Origin of the sequence: Brevibacillus fluminis, assembly GCF_052072235.1 — a bacterium.
Lineage (GTDB): Bacteria > Bacillota > Bacilli > Brevibacillales > Brevibacillaceae > Brevibacillus_D > Brevibacillus_D fluminis_A.
The window spans coordinates 4,376,142-4,396,705 of the sequence record NZ_CM125436.1; the positions used below are offsets into that span (position 1 = coordinate 4,376,142).

Genomic DNA, 20,564 nt, shown 5'->3' on the forward strand with positions numbered 1-20,564 from the left:
CTCATTCACTCCCTTCCTGCGGCATGGGCAAGCGGATGATCACACTGGTTCCGCTGCCCCGCTTGCTCTCGATGTCGATCGTGCCCCCGTTTTCCTTCACGAGATGATAGGTGGTGGGCAGACCAAGCCCCACTCCATGCGGCTTGGTTGTATAAAACGGTTCAAACACCCGGTAGCGATCATCGGGGGCGATTCCCTCGCCGGTATCTGTGATCAACAGCTTTGCCAGTGTGCCGTCTCTCGTCCCTTGAATCGTCAGCTGTCCACCCGGCTGCATGGCCTCGACGCCGTTTAAGATGATATTGATCGCGACCTGCTTGGTCTGATTGAAATCCGCGTACAGCATCAGCCCCGCCTCCATCTGTACATGGACGTCGACACCCCGTTCCCTGATGTTTTGCTGACACAAACCGAGCACGGCTTCCATCAGCTCTTCTGCCGCAAACGAAACCGGATGCGGCTGTTTGGGCCGGGCGTAATCGAGCAAATCGCTGACCAGCCCGTTCAATCGCTTGATTTCGCCTGGCACCTGCTCGGCAAAGAATGCCCGGAATTTGGGATTGTCAAACTTGGCGGGCAACAGCTCCGTATAGGTCAAAATGGACGTCAGCGGATTGCGGATTTCATGGGCGATACCCAAAATCAGCTGACCGAGCGAGCGGAGTCTGTCCTCCTGCTCGATTTTTTTCTCCAGCTCGATTTGCTCGGTAACATCCATGAAATTGATGATCGCTCCGGTAATCTCCTGCGCCGGGCTTACAATCGGAAAAATATCGTAGCGCAGCGTCCGCTGCACCCCGTCATCCGCCACCGGCCTGGTCCATACCGTTTCTTTTTGCAGGGTTGCCTCTCCTCGCGTCAGCGCCGCAACCACCTCGTCGCGCGGGATAAATGCCGAAAGAAGCGTCTCATGCATCGGCAATCCGACAAGCGAACTCGCGACTCCGAGATAACGCGCTGCCTTCCGGTTCATCCGCGATACCGTCGCCCCCTTGTCGAGCGTCACATAAAAGCTGTACGTGCTATCCAGAAGCTGCTGCTGGAATTGGATGTTCTCCTCCAGCTGTTCCATCTTTTCCTTCAGCTGTTGATTGATCGTACCGATCTGGGCAGTCCGCCGCTTCACTTCCCGCTTCAGCACACGGTTCCACCAAAGCACGATGACCACGATCGTCCCGACGACGATCAGCACGATCTGGAGCACCTTCATAATCGCATACAGATTGGGCGCGTTTGGCATGATGTACTCGCCAAACCATTTCCGTTCAATTTTGTCATAGGTGCCGTTTTGCTTCAGCCGCAAAATGGCCTTGTTGATGTCTTCAAGCAGCGCATGGTTACGCGGCATTACGGCAACCCCGTAGTCGGTCGGGTTGATCGGATCGCCGACAATTTTGATCTGGTCCTGCTGATTCGTTTTCTGGATAAAATATTGCCCCGTGATTCTGTTGCCGACGAACGCATCCACTTTCCCCGCCAGCAAAAGCTGCACCGCCTCCTCCTGACTGCTGGTCGTGACGAACCGGGCGTTATGGTGCTTGCGCAGCAGGTCGTTGGCAATATCTCCGTTCTGGATGGCAATCCGCCGTCCATCCAGATCATCAATCTGAAAAATGTACATGTTGTCTTTGCGCACAAAGATGCCTTGCGAGCTGGTGAAATACGGCTCGGAAAAATCATAGATGGCATCGCGCGCCGGGCTGTATTTCATCCCTTGCACGGCATCTACTTCACCGTTTTGCAACGCTTTGAGCGCTTCATTCCACGGCAGCGGGACGAATTCGATGTTCATGCCGGTCTCAAGCGAGACGGCGTTCATCATGTCAACGTTAAATCCGGAGTAAACACCCGATTGGGCGAAATATTCAAACGGCGGAAAATTGTTATCCCCCGCGACCCGAATCGCTTTTTGCCGTTCTGCAGCACCTGGCACAGCAAAAGCAATCAGCAGGAAAAACAGCAGGCTGGCGAATATGATGCGTTTGTACATGTGCATGCGTTCCTCCTGTTCGCGTATGATGTTGTACGTATTGTACCCAAGAGCGCGACACGATGACAATTGTATTGCATGTGACATGCCAGAGGTTCGGGGAAAAAGCAAAAAAGGACAGCGGAGGCGTTACACACATCCTCAACTGCCCTTTTTTTCATCTGACATTAGTCCAGCTCGACCATCTTCCGCACCCTCGACTCAAACGTGGCAATTTCCGTGTATCCCGCCTGCCGCAGCAATGCCCGCGCTTCTCCCAAATAGCTGCCCAAATGATCGGGAAAATGCGAATCGGAAGACGTGGTGATCGGCACGCCATGCTCATGCAGCAGCTGCAAAAAGCCGTAAGCCGGGCACATTTCTTTCACCGGGTAGCGATAATACAGCCCTGTGTTGATTTCGGTGGCAATCCCATGCTCCTGCAAAAGCCGGGCGATTCGCCGGTAATGCGGCACCAGCTCCTCGTCGCTGATCCGGTGCCCGAACACCTTCAAATTGTCCAGATGCGCAATAATATCGAACAGACCGGAGCGAATCGCGCTCTCCACCATGCCGAACAGCTTTTCATACAGCTCGCGCAGGTCGGACTGGTCAAACCGCTCGACCGCCTCCGGGTTGTCAAAGCCCCAGCCGTCGACGAAATGAATCGAGCCGATGATGTGATCCCACGGATACTTGGCGATGAGCGGACGGAGCACCGTCTCCCCGCCCAAAAAGTAATCCGCTTCCAGGCCAAGCCGCAGCGTCAGCCCATCCTCGGCCCAGATTGCTTTTTGTTCGGTGATGAAGGCGACGAACTCATCGAGAGAAGACGTGCACACCTGGTCGAGCCAAATGCGCTGCATGCGCCCCAATGGATCGTCCGCCATATGCATATGCTGCTCGAAATACGGCTTGAACTCGGTAAACCGGTACAAATGGTCGACGATTCCGACCTGGGCAAGCCCCAGCTCCTTGGCCCGGATGCGGTACAGATCAAGCCACTCCTGCGAGTAGGCCCCTTTGCGGATGCGGGCGGCCATCCGTTCCGAAAGCTGCTCCATCCACGCGAGCGTATGCTTTTCTTCCGCAATGGGCGAGAACGCCTGCAAAGCTTCCGCCGTTCGCTGCCACCACCTGACCGAATACGGCCCTTCCTCCAGATGCACATGATAGTCGACTTTCACATTTATTGCCTCCTCTCTGTGGTTTTTTCTGCTTATTCCGATGAAACGACGGATGCACCCGTTCATGGGGACTGCGGCCTCGCGCCGCGTGATGTGTAGCCCCATGTGTATGATGCGTACCCCCTTCGTTGCACTCGTTGTTTTTGTTGTTTTTCATTATCTTTTTGTGGTTTTTATTTGGATGTTTCTATTATATACGCATGTGCCGCAAAATTTACAATGTTTTTTCCGTTAAGTTGGTATGGCGAAATCGTTAAGAACACACTCGCTGCAAACAGAAAAAAGCCTGGCGCTAGAGAGCCAGGCTTTGCAGGAGCGCTTTGCTTGCCCCCGCAGGCGAAATCGTGTTTTGGTCGAAGGCTTGCAGGATGAAACGGAAGCGGAAAGGCTCAGCCGTCAGCTTGTATGCGGGGAGCTGTCCCGGCCCGCAGCTGTTTGAACCGAGTCCGTTTTGGCGATAGTCGAGGTTGAGCGTGATGAAGTCGCGCGGCACGAGGTCTGTCGCATGCCTCGCCTGCTGCAGATCGTCGGTCGTGTAGCGATGGGCGCTGAACGCAAGGCTCGGCGCACCGGCCGCAAGCAGGCCGATTCCGCGCGCATCGGCGATCGACAGCCATTTTACATCGGAGCGGCTGCCGTTTTCCTGTGGATAAACATAGTTGGTGAACAGCTCGTCGACCGAGCGGGTGTATACGCCGAATCGGCTGGCCTCCTTGCTGTCCGCATAGTTTTCGCCCGGTCCTCGCCCGTACCAAGCCACCTGGTCAAGCTCCTTGGCAAGGCGCATCGCAAAGCCGATCCGTGGCAGCGATTCAGGCACTTTTCCATGCGGTATGCCCGTCACCTCGATGCTCACTTCTCCATTTCCGCGAATTGTGTACACGCACTCGCAGGCAAGCTTCCAGTCCCACACCGGCGGCGCAATGCGCAGGCTGCAGCTGATCCGCACCGTATCCGTAGCGGGCTGCTCCACACACACCGCGTTGATGCGCTCCTGGAGCATGTGCAAAAATGCTTTTTCGTACTCTTTGACCACATACATGTCGTTGTCGATCGGAGCCCGCCAAAAGTTCAGCTTGGGGCCGCTGTGGAGCAGCTCTTTGCCAGCGAAGGTCCACGAATCGATGGTAGCCGTCCGCTTGTTGAACACGAGCGAGAACGATTCGCCGCTGATCCGCACCGTTTCGGTAGTCTCATCCAGCGCAAGTGGCGAAAGCAGCTGTGGCGAAGCGTGAGGCACTACAACCGGCGTCGGTGTCGGCAGCAAAAATTGCGCCCATGCCACCTCATGTCCAACCTCCGCCCAGCCGGTCTCCTCGGCAAGCGTAAAGCGCAGCTCGAGCCAATAATCGGTGTGAGGCAGAGGCGCGTGCGGCAGGTTATATGGAATCGCAGCCACGCAGCTCTCCCCTGCCGCAAGCTCGCCCAGCGCAAGCGTCCCTTTTTGCAGCAGCGTGCCATCCGCCTTGACCGTCCACGTGCAGGCGAGATGATCAAGCGAAATGAAATCGTAGCGGTTGGTGATCCGCACGGTTCCGCTCGCAAGCCGGGCAGCATCGACGCGCACCGGCTCGATGATTTTTTTCAGTTCGATCAGTCCTGGCGATGGCGTGCGGTCCGGCATCACCAGCCCGTCGATGCAAAAATTGCCGTTGTTCGGCACGTCGCCGTAATCGCCGCCATAGCGGTACTGCTTGCGCCCATCCGGCAGCGTGTGGCTGATGCCATGGTCGATCCATTCCCAGACAAAGCCGCCCTGCAGCCGCTTGTACGCATCGAACAGCTCGGCATATTCCTTCAGGCCACCGGGACCGTTGCCCATCGCATGGGCATATTCGCACAAAATGTGCGGCCGGTCCAGATGCTCCATCGCCCCGAACTCGGCCATTTTTTCATGCGACGAATACATCGTGGAAAACACATCGCAAAAGACGCCGTCCCGGTCTTCTTCATAATGCACGAGGCGCGTCGGGTCCGCCTCCTTGCACCAGGCGGCCATCGCCACGAAATTGCAGCCGAAGCCGGATTCGTTGCCCATCGACCACATGATGATCGAGGCGTGGTTTTTGTCGCGCTCCACCATCCGCTGCACCCGGTCAATGTAGGCTTCCTGCCAGTCGGGATCGTCGCTTAACCGATTGTAGCAGCCGAGCTTTTCAAAGCCGTGCGTCTCCAGATCGGCCTCATCCATCACGTACAGCCCGTACTCATCGCACAGGTCGTAAAAGCGCGGATCGTTCGGATAATGGGACGTGCGCACCGCATTGATGTTGTGCTGCTTCATCAGGAGCACATCCTGCTTCATCGTTTCATACGGGCACGCCCGGCCGAAATCGGGATGATGATCGTGGCGATTCACCCCTTTGAGCAAAATCGCCACCCCGTTGACGAAAAAGCTGCCGTCTTTGACCTCGATTTGGCGAAAGCCGACTTTGTAGGGGACAACCTCGCTGATTTGGCCCGCTCCATTTTCCAGACGAAGGAGCAAGCGGTACAAGTAAGGCTGCTCTGCCGACCATTTATGCACGGCTGCGACCGCAACCGCCGCTTCGCAGACAACCTCCCCATCAGAAGCGCCGCCTGTCACCTCACATGTTCCCGTAGCGACAGCAGCTCCCTCGGCATCGAGCAGCACATAGCGAAGGGTAAATCCGCTCCCGGCAGCATCGGCGACGCGTGCCGATAACCGCAAGACGGCATCCTCGTACCTAGCGTCCAATTCCGTGCGCACCGTGAAATCGGCAAGCGACAGCTGCGGTCTGGCAAACAGCGAAACGTCGCGGAAAATGCCGGAGAGCCACCACATATCCTGATCTTCCAGATACGTGCCGTCCGACCATTGGTACACGCGGACGGCGATTGTATTTTCACCCGGCTTCAAATGGGCGGTGATGTCGAACTCTGCGGGCAGCCGACTGCCCTGGCTGTAACCTGCTTCCTGTCCGTTCACCCAGACGTGATAGGCGCTGTCCACCCCTTCAAAACGGAGGATCACCCGCCGATCTGCCCAATCGGCGGGCAGATGGAAGGTGCGGCGGTAGCAGCCTGTCGGATTGTCCGACGGAACGAGCGGCGGATCAGCCGGAAACGGATAATCGACATCGGTATAATGCGGTTTGCCGTACCCATCCAGCTGCCACATGTGCGGCACCTGCACGGTATCCCACTCGCTTGCGTCATAGTCATTCCGATGGAAATCGGCCGGCGCCGCCAATGGCGATGGCGCATAGAAAAACTGCCAGCTGCCGTTAAGCAGGCGAAACCACGGCGAGTTGCCCCGTTCAAACGTGAGTGCGGACGCATTATCTGGAAATGGGATGAAATACGCCCGCCCCGGCAAGCGGCTGCGCTGCAGCAGCCGGTGATTTTCCCAATCATAGTCTCGCTTCATCGTACAATCGCTCCCCTCTTCTCCCCATCCGAATGGTTTTGCAGCGCAAGCGCGCCGGCGCCGAGAATGCCGGCATCCGCCCCCAACCGGGCGATGCTGATGTCCACGCAATCGTGCAGCGTCGCCATCGCATGCCGTTCCACGCTGCGGCGCACCGGCTCAAGCAGCAATTCGCCCGCTTTGCTGACCCCTCCGCCCACAATCACTTTTTGCGGACCGAACAGGTTGATCAAAATGGAGAGTGCCCAGCCGATCACCTCGCATGCCGCATGCCAAGCGCTGCGGGCCGTCTGATCGCCCGCTTCCGCCGCTTGCGCCACAACGGAAGCGGTGATCGCTGCCAGATCGCCTCCCGCCAGCTGATACAGGGAACTCGTTTGTGCCAGTTCCGCATCCTGCTGCAGCAACCGCGCCAATTCCTCGCGGGCCAGCCGGGCGATGCCCGGTGCGGACGCGATCGTTTCGACGCAGCCGATTTTGCCGCAGTTGCAGCGCGCGTCGTTGCCAGCAACCGTGACGTGCCCGATTTCGCCAAAAAAGCCGCTCGTCCCCGCGAGCAGGCGTCCCTGGCTGTAGACACCCGCGCCAAAGCCGGTGCCAAGCGGAGCAAAAATCATGTTGTCCACGCCCCGCCCGGCGCCGAACGTCGCCTCGCCCAGCGTCGCCGTCCGCAAATCGTGCTCGAAATATAGCGGCAGGTCGCATCTTGCCGACAGCGGCGTGCGGACATCGACCTGTTTCCAGCCGAGATTGGGCGAGTGGACCGAAAGCCCGCGCCTGGGATCAAATGGACCGGGAATGGCGATGCCCACCGCCTCGATCGGAACGCCGGCGCTTTTTCGCAGCTCTTCAATCAGTGCCAATATTCGCTCAAATATCCGTTCAGGGCTGCCGAGCGGCCCTGTTTCCTTCGCTCCGCGGGCGAGAATGCGACCTGTCTCATCCATAGCGGCAGCCTTCATCGTCGTTCCGCCTACATCCAGTCCGATTACATAGCGCAAATGGCGCTCCCTCCCATCGCTTTCGTCACTTTACTGCCGTGCAAACCGCGCGCTCCCACAGCCGTTCCACGTCAGCCACCTGAACGACCCCTGCCCCCAGGCTCATCGCATTCGTTGCCGCACAGGCGATTCCCAGCGTAGCGGCCTCCGCCAGCGTATAACCGCGCACGAGCCCCGTGACGACACCTGCCAGAAGCGCATCGCCGCAACCTACCGGATTGACCACGGGCCCTTGCGGCAGCGCAGGCAATTCGTATAAAAAGCCCCCTCCGCCAAACAGAGCGCCCTCTTCGCCCAGCGAGAGCAGCACATGCCGCGCACCGAGCAGCATCAGGTCGGCTACAGCCTGCCGCCTTGCATCCAGATCCGCAAGCGGGTAGCCAAGCAACGCTTCCGCTTCCGCGCGGTTCGGCTTGATCAGAAAAGGTTGGGCTGGCAAAGCGCGGGCAAGCGCCTCTCCGCTCGTGTCCAGCACGGGGACCGCACCTGCCGTTTTGACGTCTTCGATCAAAAGCTTGTAAGAATCCGCTGCAAGCCCTTGCGGCAGGCTGCCGGACATCACGACATAGCGTGCCTGTGCCGCCAGCTTGCGGAGATGGGCGCGAAAGGAGGCGAATGCGTCCGGATCGACCGCTGGCCCTGATTCCAGCACTTCCGTCACCGTTGCGCTGCTGGCATCAAGAAAAGTCATGCAAATGCGCGACTCGCCCGCAATTTCGCAGAAGGAGGGGGTGATCCCATGTTTGGCGCACCCTTCCGCAATCATTTTGCCGTTGTACCCGGCAACAAAACCGGTGGCCGTCACCTCGATCCCGAGCGTGCGAGCCACCCGGGCCACATTGATCCCTTTGCCCCCTGCGAGGCTTAGCATCTGCTGCGGACGGTGCAAGGCTCCCGCCGTAAAAGATGGCAGCACATAGGTTTTATCGATCGCCGCATTCAGCGTCACCGTGACGATCATGGGCGTACCTGTACCTGCACGAGCGGCTGGCCCATTTTGCTTTTGAACAGATTGATCACGTCGACCGGCGTCGGGTCGACCCCGCGCACCAAGGCCGCATAAAGGGAAACGAAATCAGCCAAATAGACGATGGAAAACAACCGGGCCAGCCGGGAGCTGCCGCTTGAGCTTACGACCCGCACCGCTCCCGCCCGCTCGCGCAAAATCTCCGCGCTGATTTGGACGCGGCGCGTCGTCTTCTCGCTATCCTCCGCATCTTGAAGCAACGTGAAATGATAGCCTTTCAGCATGGCGGCAGGGGCATCCCAGCCTACAGCCTCATCGTGGTGTAGACTCGGAATGGCATTCCAGAACGCCATGACCTTGCTGTTTTCGCCGAGCTGGTTTTTCCAGCGCCACGCAGGTGCATCGAAAAAGGGCAGCGTGCCGTAAATGACAGGAGTCAAGCCGTCCATTTCCAACGCGATTTGCTTTGCCGCATTTTCCGCCGTCGGCACCTCGGGACCGTATGCCTCTCTCCATTGCGCAAACAACGCGATCAGCTCGTCGACCTCCGCCTCCTTGTCGGCGCAAAGCCCCGCTTTGGTTAAAACCGCCAACATCGGCAGAAAAATATAGCCGAGTGCGATGCGCGGCATCATGCCGCCCGGCACCAACAGATGAGGATGCCCATGCTCCTTGGCCATCGCCAAAACCGTTCCGCCCGCCGTGATGGCAAACAGCTGCGCGCCAGCCGCAATCGCGGCTTCATAAGAAGCGACGACCTCTTCCGTATTGCCGGAATGCGACACGACGATCACCAATGTCTCTTCATTGACGAAGGCGGGAATCGTATAGCCTTGATTCAGCTGAACCGGCACGCGCAGCTCATCGAACAGGTACGATTTCAGCAAATTGACGCTCGCCGCCGAACCGCCTCCCGTGCCCAAAACAAGCACATTGCGCACCGCTTTGCCGGACGCGGGAAGGTCAATCGTTTGCGCCAGTTGCCACCCCTCCCGAAACTGCTTGTCGTACTCCTGTGTATCGCGGAGTGCGCGAATCGTATCCAACTGCTGCAAGACGGTCACATCATCCAAATTGACCCGCATGCCTCTTCATCCTTTCCCCTGTAAAATTACCGTGCTTTGCCGATGCAGCCGCACATGCTCATCTTGGCGAGCGCGATCGACTTGACCGCTGCTTTGGCCCGCTTCATATACGTTCGCGGATCATTTTCGTCCGGATTCTCCGCAAACACCTCTTTGATCGCGTCGGAAAAACCGATCCGCAGCTCGGTCGCCACATTCATTTTGGCCATCCCGAGCGACACTGCACGCTTCACCTGCTCTACTGGAATACCGGAGCCGCCGTGCAGCACCAAGGGGACGTCCACACGCGCCGCGATCGCCCCGATCCGGGCGAAATCGATCCGTGGCTCTCCCTTGTACATGCCATGCGCCGTGCCGATCGCCGGGGCAAGCGTGCTCACGCCTGTCAGCCGCACGAATTCCTCGCACTCGGCCGGATCGGCCAGCACCGCATCCGCGTCTGCAACGACCAGATCGTCTTCCACGCCGCCGACCTTGCCAAGCTCTGCCTCGACATTGACGCCGTGGCGCGCCGCCAGCGCCACGACCCGCCGCGTCCGCTCCACATTTTCGGCGAACGGATGCATGGAGGCATCGATCATCACAGACGTATAGCCAACGTCGATGCATGCCGCGATCAATTCTTCGTCATGGCAGTGGTCGAGATGGAGCGCGATCGGGATGCTGGCCGACGCTGCCGCGACTTTTGCCATCGCTGCCACATAGCCTGCGCCCAGATGCTTCACCGTCCCTACCGTCGACTGCAAAATCAGCGGCGCCGCCGCTTCCTCCGCCGCTTCTGCCACCGCTTGCAGCATTTCCAGCGTGTGCACGTTGAAAGCAGCGATGCAGTATCCTTCCTCACGCGCACGCGCAAGCATCGCCGTTGAAGAAACAAGTGCCATTCCACTCCCGCCCCTCTTTTGCTTCCTTTACGCTTGCCTACATCGCCATCTCGATCTTGACCCCTTGGTCTTGATACGCGTGGCAGACCGCTTCATCCAGCCGGTCGGTGATGATCCGGTCCACATCGCCCAGCTCCGCGAAGCGGGTCAGATACGTTTCGCCGAACTTGGTGTGATCCGCCAGAAGATACACTTTGCGGGCGCGGTCCATCATCACCCGATTGATTTTGCCCTCGGCCAGCGCCAATGTCGTGATGCCGTTTTCCAGATGGATGCCGTCCGTTCCGAGAAAGCATTTGAAGACGGACAGCTTTTTCAGGCAATCCTCCGCGACCGCACCGACCAGCGCATACGACTTCAGCCGCATTTCGCCGCCGACCAGAATGACGTTGTGCTTGCCCTGAATATTCAGCTCCATCGCGATGTTGACCGCGTTGGTGACGATCGTCAAATCGCTGATGTGATGCAAAAGCTTCGCCAGCTCCATCGTCGTCGTCCCCACGCCCAAAATGATCGTATCGCCAGGCTGGATATGTGTGAGCGCCTGGCGCGCAATCGCCCGTTTCTCCTCCATGCGCTGCTCCAGCTTTTCGGTAAAGCTGCGCTCCATCGGCAAAAAATTGGTCGTCGTCGCCCCGCCATGGATGCGCGTCAAAAGTCCCTCGTTCTCCAGCTTGATCAAGTCTTTGCGAATCGTCACCTCCGATACGTCCAGACTTTGGCTTAAATGCGCGACGGTCACCGTCTTGTCTTGCTCCAGCTGTTGCAATATTTTGCTATGCCTCTCCGCAGCCAGCATCGAATGCCCTCCTTCTCGTTACCCTTTTACCGACCCGCCCAGCAGGCCTGAGATGAACTGGCGCTGCAGCAGCAGGAAAAATGCCATGATCGGCAGTGTCGAAATCGTCGTTCCCAGCATGACCTGCCCGTAATCGATCCGGGTGAACCCGACCAGCGTCGACAGCGCGACCGGCAAGGTGTACATGCTTTTATCGCTCATGACCAACAGCGGCCAGACGAAATTGTTCCATTGGCTCATGAACATGAAGATGGCGAGCGCAGCCAGCGCCGGACGCATCACCGGCAAGATCATCGTGAAAAAGATGCGCCATTCCCCGCACCCGTCCACGCGCGCTGCCTCCAGCAGCTCATCGGGGATCGCCTTCATGTTTTGCCGCATGAGATAGATGCCGAACGGATTCGCAAGCGTCGGCAAAATCACGGCTTGGTATGTATTGAGCCATTGCAATTTTACCATCATTTGAAACAGCGGAATCAAGGTCACCTGCGACGGAATCATGATCGCGAGCAGCAGCAGGAAAAAAATCTGGTCCCGCCCGCGAAAGCGGAACTTGGCGAACGCATAGCCTGCCATCGAGCAGAACAAAACGCTCAGGACCGTATAGATCACCGTAATGATCAGCGAATTCATCATCACGCCGGATATGTTGATGTTCCCTTGCAGGTTGGTGTAGTTGTCTACCAAGGAATCGCCCGGCAAAAAATTCGGCGGCACGCTGAAAATTTCGCCGCTTTGGTGTGTGGCGTTGATGAACATCCAGTAAAACGGCACGAGTGAGACGACGGTGGCGAAAAAGAGCAGCGTATAAACCGAGAGCTTTTTCACTCTTTATCACCCGCCCATTTCATTTGCACATACGACAGCACCCCGATCATGATGACCAGCACGTAGGAGATCGCCGAGGCGTAGCCGAAATCGAAAAACTTGAAGCCTTGCTGGTACAAATATTGCGTGATCGTCAGCGTCGCGTTTGCCGGACCGCCTTTTGTCAAAATGTACGGCTCGTCGAACAGCTGCAAGGTGCCGATCGTCGACAGCACGACGCTGAACAGGATCACCGGCTTCATCTGCGGAACCGTGATCGCGAAAAACTGCCGGACGGAACCCGCCCCGTCCAAGCTGGCGGCCTCGTACATGTCTTTCGGAATGTTTTGCAAGCCCGCCAGGAAAATCACCATATTGTAGCCGGTCCATCGCCATGTGATGGCCAAAATGATCGATACCTTCGCCCAAAACGGGTCCGTCAGCCAGCCGATCCGCGCAAAGCCCATGCTTGCAAGCATATAGTTGAGCAAGCCGTAGTTGTCATCGAGGATGATTTTGAACACGATCGAATACGCCACCAGCGCCGTGATGACCGGCATGAACAGCGAGATGCGGAAAAACGATCGGAAGCGGATGAAGGATGCATTGACCAATACGGCGAGAAGCAGCGCCAAAAAGGTCATGATCGGCACCTGTACGACCAGGATGATGCATGTGTTTTTTACGCTCGCCCAAAACAGCGGGTCGTTCAGCAAGCGCGCGTAATTGGCCAAGCCGCCGAAAATCATCTGGCCTTCCTTTTTCACCTGAAAGCTGAGCAAAAGCGACTGGAACACCGGGTACACCGTGAAAATGAGAAACAGCAAAATGGCTGGTGCGATGAACAGGTACGGCGTCATGCCTGATGTCATCCGCATGCGTTTGATTGGTTCCACTACTGCCATCCTCCCTATGTCGGATGGGGGCCGTCATACGCAAGCCCCCATCGCAGCACCGCGCGCGGCATGCATGATGCGACGGTGCTCGGCTCCTTCTCTTACTGTTTGACCTTTCGCTGCGTCTCCACCGAAAGCAGCTCGGCGGCCTCATCGAGCGTCGCTTTTACATCCGCCTGACTCAGCAAAATCTTGGCTTGCGCGTCTGCCACATGCTTCGCTGCGCGCTGGTAATCGTTCGTATCATTCACAGCCGGGATCGCGGCAGATTCGTCGGCGAACATGCGGAAGATCGGCTTGTTGCCGAAAAATTCCTGCGGTGCATCAAAGAACGGGTCTTTGTACGTTTCGAGCAGCGACGGGAACAGGCCGTACTTTTTCATCAAGAGCATTTGCGCCTCTGTATCGGTCAGCGCGAACTCGACGAACTTGTAGGCGATCTCCTTGTTCTTGGAGGCTGCCGGGATGACCAGCGCGGAGCCGCCGTTATTGGAAGCGCGATTGCCGCCTTTCTCGAAAGCAGGCAGCAGGAACACGCCCCACTTCCCTTTCGTTTCCGGCGCCTGGTCCATGATCGTGCCGGAATACCACACGCCGTACGGAATCGTCGCGACCATGCCGTTTTTCGTTGCGGTGACCGTGCCGTCCCAGCCCTGCACATTCGCGATCAGTCCCGCATCATTCATCTCCTTGATCTTTGCCATCGCTTTCGTGACTTTGTCGCTTCCAAGGATGATGTCGCCATCGTTATCGAAATAGCTGATACCTTCCTGGTTGAGCATCATCGAGATCAGTGCGGTGCCGTTGGAAATGTCCACCGGAAGCATCGCCTTGCCCGTTTTTTCCTTGATCTTCTTTCCGGCCGCAATGAAATCGTCCCACGTTTCGATTTCTTCCGCTTTTACGCCGGCAGCCTCAAAAATGTCCGTACGGTAAAACACGCCGGTGGAGCCGAGGTCCCACGGGAACGCCACGATCTTGCCTTTGGAAATGGATTGCGGCCATTTCGTCGCCGTGATTTTCTCCTTGTACGAATCCGCTCCCATCGCCGACAGATCGGCAAAACCGTCCGGGAATTGAGAGGTGTATACCGGCAATACTTCGGACTCCATCAGGACGGCATCCGGCAGGCCCGCGCCGCCTGCGCTCAGCCCTGCCGTTACTTTGTCATAGGCGTCGCTTGAACCGACTTCGTCGATTTTGACTTTGATGTCGGGATATTTTTTGTTGAACAGCGGGATGACGTCATTGAGTCCTTTGACGGCGATGTCCCACGCCCACACGGTAATTTCGCCCTTGTCCTGCGCATTCGTGCCCGCGGTTGTTGTGCCTGCGCCCGGTTGTGCCTGTGCTTCCTGTTGTCCGCCGCCTCCGCAAGCGCTTACAAGCAATCCCACAGCTGCCAATGTTCCAATCAGTTTCCCCTTGAAATTTTTCATCAGCTCACATCCATTTCCCCGAATTTGTCCACAGCCTTTGCCGCAATTTCCGTTCTCTTTCGCTTTTTTCTTTTTTTCTGTTTCCCCCTGCTTTCACTTTCGTTTTAATATTTCGTTTTGTTTCGTTTTATTATCGAATGGTTTCATCCTAGCATAGCTGTTACTAAGTGTCAAACAATTTGAAATCTTTCGCGATTCGATTTTTGTTCGCGTGAGTTTTCATTCATTGCATATGGGTGTTGACTTGGAGCCAGCTCCAACGAATAGAATACGGCGTGAGAGGTGGTGAAGTGTTGTGTATACGATCCGGCAGGTTGCCGCGCTTACAGGGTTCAGTTGCGCGTTCTTAGACGCGACACAGATCACTAGCAGGCAAACACGAAAAAGCTGCCCGGTGCGCACATCTCCTGCACATCGGACAGCTGTCTCCATTCCTGCTATTCTTTTGGCGCACCAGGCACATGCACATCAAAATCAAACTTCTCCAAACTATCCAACCGATGATCATGCTCTCCGAATGGCAGCAGCACCGTTACCGGATTCGGCACGATCACGCAAGACATGTTGGCGCGTTTGGCCGCCAACGCACCGTTTGGCGAGTCTTCGATGGCGACAGCCGCCGCAGCTTCGACGCCAAGCTGGGCAAGCGCAAGTCGATACAGCGCAGGATCGGGCTTCACCTGTTCGACGTGGTCGGCGGTGGCGATTGCGCCAAAATACGGCGTCAAATGCCACTCGTCGAGATGCCTCTTCACCCATTCATACGGGGAACTGGAGGCGACAGCCAGCTCCAGATTGCGACGCCTGGCCTCCTCGATGAGGGCGACGACGCCTGGGCGCAGCTGCTCGTCTTTCATCAATTCCCGGTACATGTCCTTGATCTGCGCCTCGATCACCGCTTCATCCGGAAGCCCCTCTGTCTGGTCGCGGAGAATCTGATACGGGCTTGTGTCGGTCACGGTGGTCCCGATGAAGTAGCCCCAGATTTGCTCATCCATCTTGGCGCCGTATCGTTCGTACATGCTGACCCAAGCACGAAACAGGGACGTTTCCGTATCCAGAATCGTCCCGTCAAAATCCAAAACAATCGCTCGCTTGCAAGCCATGACTGTCTCTCCCTCTCTTTATCCCATATACGGTGCCAACGCGTCGAGGGATTGCTTCACCGCCGCGTCCGGATTGATCCAGTATCGCGCGGAAGTAAACTCCAGCGAAAGCGATCCGGCGTATCCGTTCTCCTCCAATTGCTGCAGGTAGCGATCGAGCGGAAGGGTTCCGTCTCCCCACGCCAAATGTCCGTCTGGATTCCCATCGACAAAATGGATATGCACAAGAGCTTTCGCCAATGCCTGAAAATATTCCTGTATCGACTCCCCGTTCACGGCCATCGGGATCGTATCGAGCATGCCTTTGAGCCGTGGCGAGGAAATCTCTTGCAGCATCCGGCAAAGCGTCTTGGCGTCGTTCACCAGATTGGATTCCACCGGCGTAAGCGGCTCCAGCGCCAAGGTGACGCCGTGTCCGCTTGCCGCATGTGCCAGCCGTTCCAGCGAATCGCGCGACCGCTTCCACGCTTCTTCCGCCGGTTCGCTGCGATAGCCCCACCCCGGCGTGACCAGCATATACGGGGCTTCCAGCTCGGCTGTGGCGGCAAGCGATTTTTCAAAATAACGGATGCTGCGCTCCCGCCATTCGGTTTCCGCCGCAGCGAGATTGATCGGGTACATGCATTGCTCGGGCGTGAAGCAGACGATGGAAAGGCCGCGCGAGGCAGTCATTTACCTGATCGCCCGGATTTCGCCAGCGCCAAGCTCCTCCACATAGCAATGAGGCTCCGCCCCCCACAGCTCGATGCGAGTCACGTGCAGACGTGACATCGCATCGAGAAGTGCGCGAGCGGATAGTGGATATAGTGAACATTCATCCCGGTGATTTGCGAGCGCGACAGTCGGGTCACACCCCCGGCCTCCTCTCCTACTCAATACGGGACTTTGCCCATGTAGCGGCGCGTTTCCAGCGGATGGTTGCGGGCCGCCGCGATTGCGGTCGCGTAAACGCCGAGCACTTTGTTCAAGACAAGCGGCGCGATATAGCCTTTCACGCTGTCTGCGATGCCCTCCATGTCGAACTCGTTGGCATCGATGACGATCAGGTTGTCGCTGTACTGGCGGGAAAATTCGAGGGCGCGCTCTTCCAGCGGCCGCGTCTCATCCAGGCCGAGCAGCATGATGAAGGGTACTTCCGGCGTCAACACTTCAAACGGCCCGTGGAAATACTCGCCCGCATGGATCGGGTGGGAGTGAATCCACTGCATCTCCATCAGGATGCATACTGCAAACATGTAAGCCGCGCAATAGTTGGAGCCGCTTGCCATCGTGTAGATGATCGAGGCGTCCTTGTACGTTTCGCCGAACGCTTTGGAACGGTCGAGGAACTGCGCTTTCGTTTTTTCATAGACGGTGCCGAGATTCTCCAGACTTTCCACCATGGCGGAAAAGAGCGCATTGCCTTCCTTGTGGTACAGCACGCCTGTCACCAGCTGATACATCAGGTAAAAATCGGAGTTTTTCGCGACCGTTTCATCGAAATAGCTGGCTTTTTCGTATTTGATCACGAATTCGGAAGCCTCGGCGAGCGGCGATTCGGGTTTGGCCGTGAGCGATACGGTCAGCGCCCCTTTTTCACGGGCGAAACGGGCGGCCGCCACCGTCTCCTTGGTGCCGCCGGAGTGCGAGCAGAGGATGACGAGCGAGCCTTCGCCAAGCGTTGCCGGGTTGCGATGGATGAATTCATTGGCGTTGTATACGTCGGAAGCGATCGTTTTCGCTTCGCGGTCAAGCACGTATTTGCTCGGATACATCAGTGCGGACGAACCGCCGCACGCGACGAAAAAAATCCGGTCGAGGCTGCGGCCCTGGACCGCCTCAAGCACCTTCGCTACATCCGGGTTCAAAGCATGGTGGATTTGCACATTCATGGTTACATTCCCCTTTCCTTTTTCACACGTTATATGGTATATACCACTCGGTCCAAAAAGAGAGCCGAGCAGGAAAACCCGGATCGATCTATCAACCTTTGACGCTTCCCGCCGACAGCCCGCGGATGAATTGCTTCTGGAACAGCAAGAACGCGATAACCATCGGCGCCGCCGAGATGGCGAGGCCGGCCAACTGGACGCCGAAATTCGTATTGAGCTGGCTGCGCAGGTTCATCAGCCCGACCGGAATCGTCCGCAGCGCGCTGTCCTCGACGAACACCATCGCAAACATGAACTCGTTCCAGATCGCCATCGCCGTCAACAGCGCGGTAGACGCGATGATCGGGCGGCTCATCGGCAGGATGATGTGCCAGAACACCTGCCAGGTGCTGCAGCCGTCCATGAAGGCCGACTCCTCCACCTCTTTCGGCAAGGAAAGAAAATAGGAGCGCATCAAAAACACGGCGAACGGAATCTGAAAGGCCACATACGGCACGATCAGCGCCCAATACGTATTGTAAATGCCGAAAAGCTGCAGCATCTTGTAGAGCGGGATCAGGCTGACCTGCGGCGCCAGCATCAAGCCGCTTACAATCAGCAGAAAAAGCAGGTTTTTGCCCTTGAATGCAAAGCGGCTGAGCGCGAAGGACGCCATGGATGCGATCAGCAGGATGCAGAACACCGAGACGCAGGTGACCAGCACGCTGTTGAAAAAATACCGCCCGATGCCGGCATCCCAAGCCGCCTGATAGTTGCTCCACAGCCACGTCCCGGGCAGCGACCACGCATTGAGGAAAAAGTCGCTGTTCGACTTCAGTCCGTTCATGACAAGCCACAAGAGCGGATAGACGATGCAGATGGCATAAACGGAAAACCAGACCAGGACGCCGCCCACCCACACCTTGTTCCAGATGACGCTTTTGTTCAACGCGATCCCCCCTCTCAGCTCTCTTGGCCTGTTTTGGATAATTTGATCTGCACATACGACAGGATGAATGTGATCAGGAACACTACCGTTGCGATCGTCGTCGCGTAGCCCATCTCGTCATTGCGGAAAGCGGCGCGGTAGAGCATGGTGCCGAGCACCTCTGTCGAGCGGCCGGGGCCGCCCGCCGTCATGATGTACACCTCGTCGAACACCTTGAACGCGCCGATCACGGTGATGGTCGCCGTCACCAGCAGCATTTCCTTCACCTGCGGAATCGTGATGTGCCAAAACCGCCGCCAGCCGCCGGCCCCATCGATCGATGCCTGCTCATACAGCTCCGCCGGGATTTTGTGCATCGCGAGCAAAAACAACAGCATGATGTAGCCGGTGTACTGCCATTGAGAGACCGCGATCACCGCATAGATGGCGGTCTGGCTGTCCCCCAGCCAGGCATGCGCCCAATCGGCAAGCCCTGCTCCGCGCAACGCCCCGTTGACCAGCCCGACGTCCGGGTTGTAGATGAACTGCCACATCAGTCCGACCACCGCGATGGAAATGACCGAGGGCAGGAAAAACACCGTGCGGAAAAACGGCTGCATGCGGCGCACCAGCTTTTCTTCGAGAATCGCCGCCAGCACAAGCCCACCGCCCACTTGAAAGACAAGCGAGATGATTGCATACAACACGTTGTTGCCGAGCGCCGTGTAGAAAACAGGATCTTTTGCGAGCCGGAAATAGTAGTCCAGCCCGACAAACACGTGCGTATCGGAAAAACCGCTCCAGCGGTACAGACTGTAATACAAATTCAGCAAAATCGGGATGAAAATAAACACGAGAACCAGCGCCGCTGCGGGCAGCACATAGAGGAGAGCGACCTTTTGATTGCGATACGCATTCACATGCTCCCCCTCCCTACTGGCCTGTCTCGCTGGCCACTTCCTTGGCGGTCGCCTGTACTTCCTTCATAATCTGCTCCGGCGTTTTCGTCCCGTTCAACAGCTCCTGCAGGTTCACCAAATACGTGTCAGCCACCTTCGCATGTACATCCGTATCGAGCCATTCGGCCATTCCTTCCGCTTCTTTCATCATGTTTACGCCGTCCGCTACTTGCTTGAGCGCCGTCTGCTCGTTGGTCGCGCCGATGATCGGACTTGGCCAGCCCAGCATCTTTACCATTTTTTCCGCACTCTCTTTGCTGGTGAGGAATTTGAGGAACTGCAGCGCCTCTTTCGGATGCGCGGTTTTGGAGGAGACGATGAAGCCGTCGGGAGCGCCGGTGACGAAGTTTTGGTTGCCTTTGCCTTCGGCGATGGCGGGCATCAGGAAAAAGTCCCAGTTTCCTTTCATGTTTTTCTCGATTTCCGGAAATTCTTCCAGCTCGACATAAAACATCGCGGCCTTGCCGATATAAAACTGCTGTGTCGCCATATCGTGCGAAGTGGAATTGGCATTGGGGGCAAAATAGCCTTTGTCCTGCAACGACTTCAAATAGTCCAACGCCTTGACGTAACCGGGATCGGTGAATTCCCCCGTTTTCGGATCGTAATCTTTCATCCGGACGGTTTGGTCGACCAGCTTCTGGTTCAATCCGGTCAAATAGTGGATGGACGCCCACGGGCTTTCGTTGCCCAGGATGATCGGTGCGACGCCGTTTTGCTTCAAGGTGTCGCAGATCGCCATGAACTCATCCCATGTCTTCGGTTTTTGCAGATTGTATTTGGTGAAAATCTCTTTGTTGTAGATGAAAAACTTGCCGTTGAAGCGTAGCGGAATGCCGTAGTTTTTTCCGTTGGAGACAAATGGTGTGAGCGAAGCGGGGATGAAGCTATTTTTCCAGTCGGGATCTTCGTTGAGGGCGGACGTCAAATCCATTGCAGCGCCGGAGCGAACGAACTTGCGGGCGAATTCGCCCGACCAGGAAAAGGTAATGTCCGGCACATCGCCCCCGCCCATGATGACGCGCAGCTTGTCTTTGATCGGCTCATCCGCAACCGCTTCCATTTTGATCTTGATCGTTGGATTGGCGTTTTCAAACTCCTTGACGATCTCCTCAAAATAGGGCGCATACTGCGGCTGCGGCCACTTTTCCAAAAACTTCAGCTCGATTTGGCCGCCGGCATCGTTGGACGACGCTGGCTGCGAGCTTTGGGCACATCCGGCAAGCGAGCTTGCCACCAGCGCAAACGCGGTCAAAACCGCGCCTGTCCTTTTGTTCAACTTCAACTTCATGACAA

At 57.0% G+C, this 20,564-nt stretch carries 17 protein-coding genes; all 17 read right to left on the bottom strand.

The window, feature by feature from the left end; all coding sequences use genetic code 11:
• Nucleotide 1 precedes the first annotated feature (1 nt).
• A complete protein-coding gene (locus ACTID9_RS21645) occupies nucleotides 2-1,990 on the bottom strand; it encodes a transporter substrate-binding domain-containing protein (protein ID WP_441066938.1) in 1,989 nt (662 codons plus the stop codon).
• 167 nt (nucleotides 1,991-2,157) lie between these two features.
• Nucleotides 2,158-3,156: a histidinol phosphate phosphatase domain-containing protein gene (locus ACTID9_RS21650; protein ID WP_441066939.1), complete on the bottom strand. Its 999-nt coding sequence runs from the start codon at nucleotides 3,154-3,156 to the stop codon at nucleotides 2,158-2,160.
• 292 nt (nucleotides 3,157-3,448) lie between these two features.
• Nucleotides 3,449-6,547, bottom strand: coding sequence for a beta-galactosidase subunit alpha (gene ebgA, locus ACTID9_RS21655; RefSeq protein WP_441066940.1), 3,099 nt, complete (start codon nucleotides 6,545-6,547; stop codon nucleotides 3,449-3,451).
• Nucleotides 6,544-7,548 (bottom strand): ROK family protein, encoded by a 1,005-nt coding sequence (locus ACTID9_RS21660; protein WP_441066941.1) that lies wholly within the window; start codon nucleotides 7,546-7,548, stop codon nucleotides 6,544-6,546. The genes ebgA and ACTID9_RS21660 overlap by 4 nt, the downstream gene beginning before the upstream one ends.
• Before the next feature lie 25 nt (nucleotides 7,549-7,573).
• Nucleotides 7,574-8,509 carry a 1-phosphofructokinase family hexose kinase gene (locus ACTID9_RS21665; RefSeq protein WP_441066942.1) on the bottom strand — a complete coding sequence of 312 codons (936 nt, stop codon included), beginning with the start codon at nucleotides 8,507-8,509 and terminating at the stop codon, nucleotides 7,574-7,576.
• Nucleotides 8,506-9,600 (bottom strand): bifunctional phosphoglucose/phosphomannose isomerase, encoded by a 1,095-nt coding sequence (locus ACTID9_RS21670; RefSeq protein WP_441066943.1) that lies wholly within the window; start codon nucleotides 9,598-9,600, stop codon nucleotides 8,506-8,508. The genes ACTID9_RS21665 and ACTID9_RS21670 overlap by 4 nt, the downstream gene beginning before the upstream one ends.
• 26 nt (nucleotides 9,601-9,626) lie before the next feature.
• A complete protein-coding gene (locus tag ACTID9_RS21675; protein ID WP_441066944.1) occupies nucleotides 9,627-10,484 on the bottom strand; it encodes a class II fructose-bisphosphate aldolase in 858 nt (285 codons plus the stop codon).
• A 37-nt stretch (nucleotides 10,485-10,521) separates the two neighbouring features.
• Nucleotides 10,522-11,283, bottom strand: coding sequence for a DeoR/GlpR family DNA-binding transcription regulator (locus ACTID9_RS21680; protein WP_441066945.1), 762 nt, complete (start codon nucleotides 11,281-11,283; stop codon nucleotides 10,522-10,524).
• A gap of 18 nt (nucleotides 11,284-11,301) precedes the next feature.
• On the bottom strand, nucleotides 11,302-12,111 hold the full coding sequence (locus ACTID9_RS21685; protein WP_441066946.1) for a carbohydrate ABC transporter permease: 810 nt from the start codon (nucleotides 12,109-12,111) through the stop codon (nucleotides 11,302-11,304).
• Nucleotides 12,108-12,995, bottom strand: a complete 888-nt coding sequence (locus tag ACTID9_RS21690; protein WP_441066947.1) for a carbohydrate ABC transporter permease — start codon at nucleotides 12,993-12,995, stop codon at nucleotides 12,108-12,110. The genes ACTID9_RS21685 and ACTID9_RS21690 overlap by 4 nt, the downstream gene beginning before the upstream one ends.
• A gap of 92 nt (nucleotides 12,996-13,087) precedes the next feature.
• Nucleotides 13,088-14,425, bottom strand: coding sequence for an ABC transporter substrate-binding protein (locus tag ACTID9_RS21695; RefSeq protein ID WP_441066948.1), 1,338 nt, complete (start codon nucleotides 14,423-14,425; stop codon nucleotides 13,088-13,090).
• 437 nt (nucleotides 14,426-14,862) lie between these two features.
• Complete coding sequence (locus ACTID9_RS21700; protein WP_441066949.1) at nucleotides 14,863-15,531, bottom strand: HAD family hydrolase; 669 nt, start codon at nucleotides 15,529-15,531, stop codon at nucleotides 14,863-14,865.
• An 18-nt stretch (nucleotides 15,532-15,549) separates the two neighbouring features.
• Nucleotides 15,550-16,203 (bottom strand): sugar phosphate isomerase/epimerase family protein, encoded by a 654-nt coding sequence (locus ACTID9_RS21705; protein ID WP_441066950.1) that lies wholly within the window; start codon nucleotides 16,201-16,203, stop codon nucleotides 15,550-15,552.
• Between the two features lie 200 nt (nucleotides 16,204-16,403).
• On the bottom strand, nucleotides 16,404-17,402 hold the full coding sequence (locus tag ACTID9_RS21710) for an SIS domain-containing protein (protein WP_441066951.1): 999 nt from the start codon (nucleotides 17,400-17,402) through the stop codon (nucleotides 16,404-16,406).
• Between the two features lie 91 nt (nucleotides 17,403-17,493).
• Nucleotides 17,494-18,330 carry a carbohydrate ABC transporter permease gene (locus tag ACTID9_RS21715; protein ID WP_441066952.1) on the bottom strand — a complete coding sequence of 279 codons (837 nt, stop codon included), beginning with the start codon at nucleotides 18,328-18,330 and terminating at the stop codon, nucleotides 17,494-17,496.
• A 14-nt stretch (nucleotides 18,331-18,344) separates the two neighbouring features.
• On the bottom strand, nucleotides 18,345-19,229 hold the full coding sequence (locus ACTID9_RS21720) for a carbohydrate ABC transporter permease (protein ID WP_441066953.1): 885 nt from the start codon (nucleotides 19,227-19,229) through the stop codon (nucleotides 18,345-18,347).
• A 13-nt stretch (nucleotides 19,230-19,242) separates the two neighbouring features.
• Complete coding sequence (locus tag ACTID9_RS21725; RefSeq protein ID WP_441066954.1) at nucleotides 19,243-20,559, bottom strand: ABC transporter substrate-binding protein; 1,317 nt, start codon at nucleotides 20,557-20,559, stop codon at nucleotides 19,243-19,245.
• Between the last annotated feature and the right edge of the window lie 5 nt (nucleotides 20,560-20,564).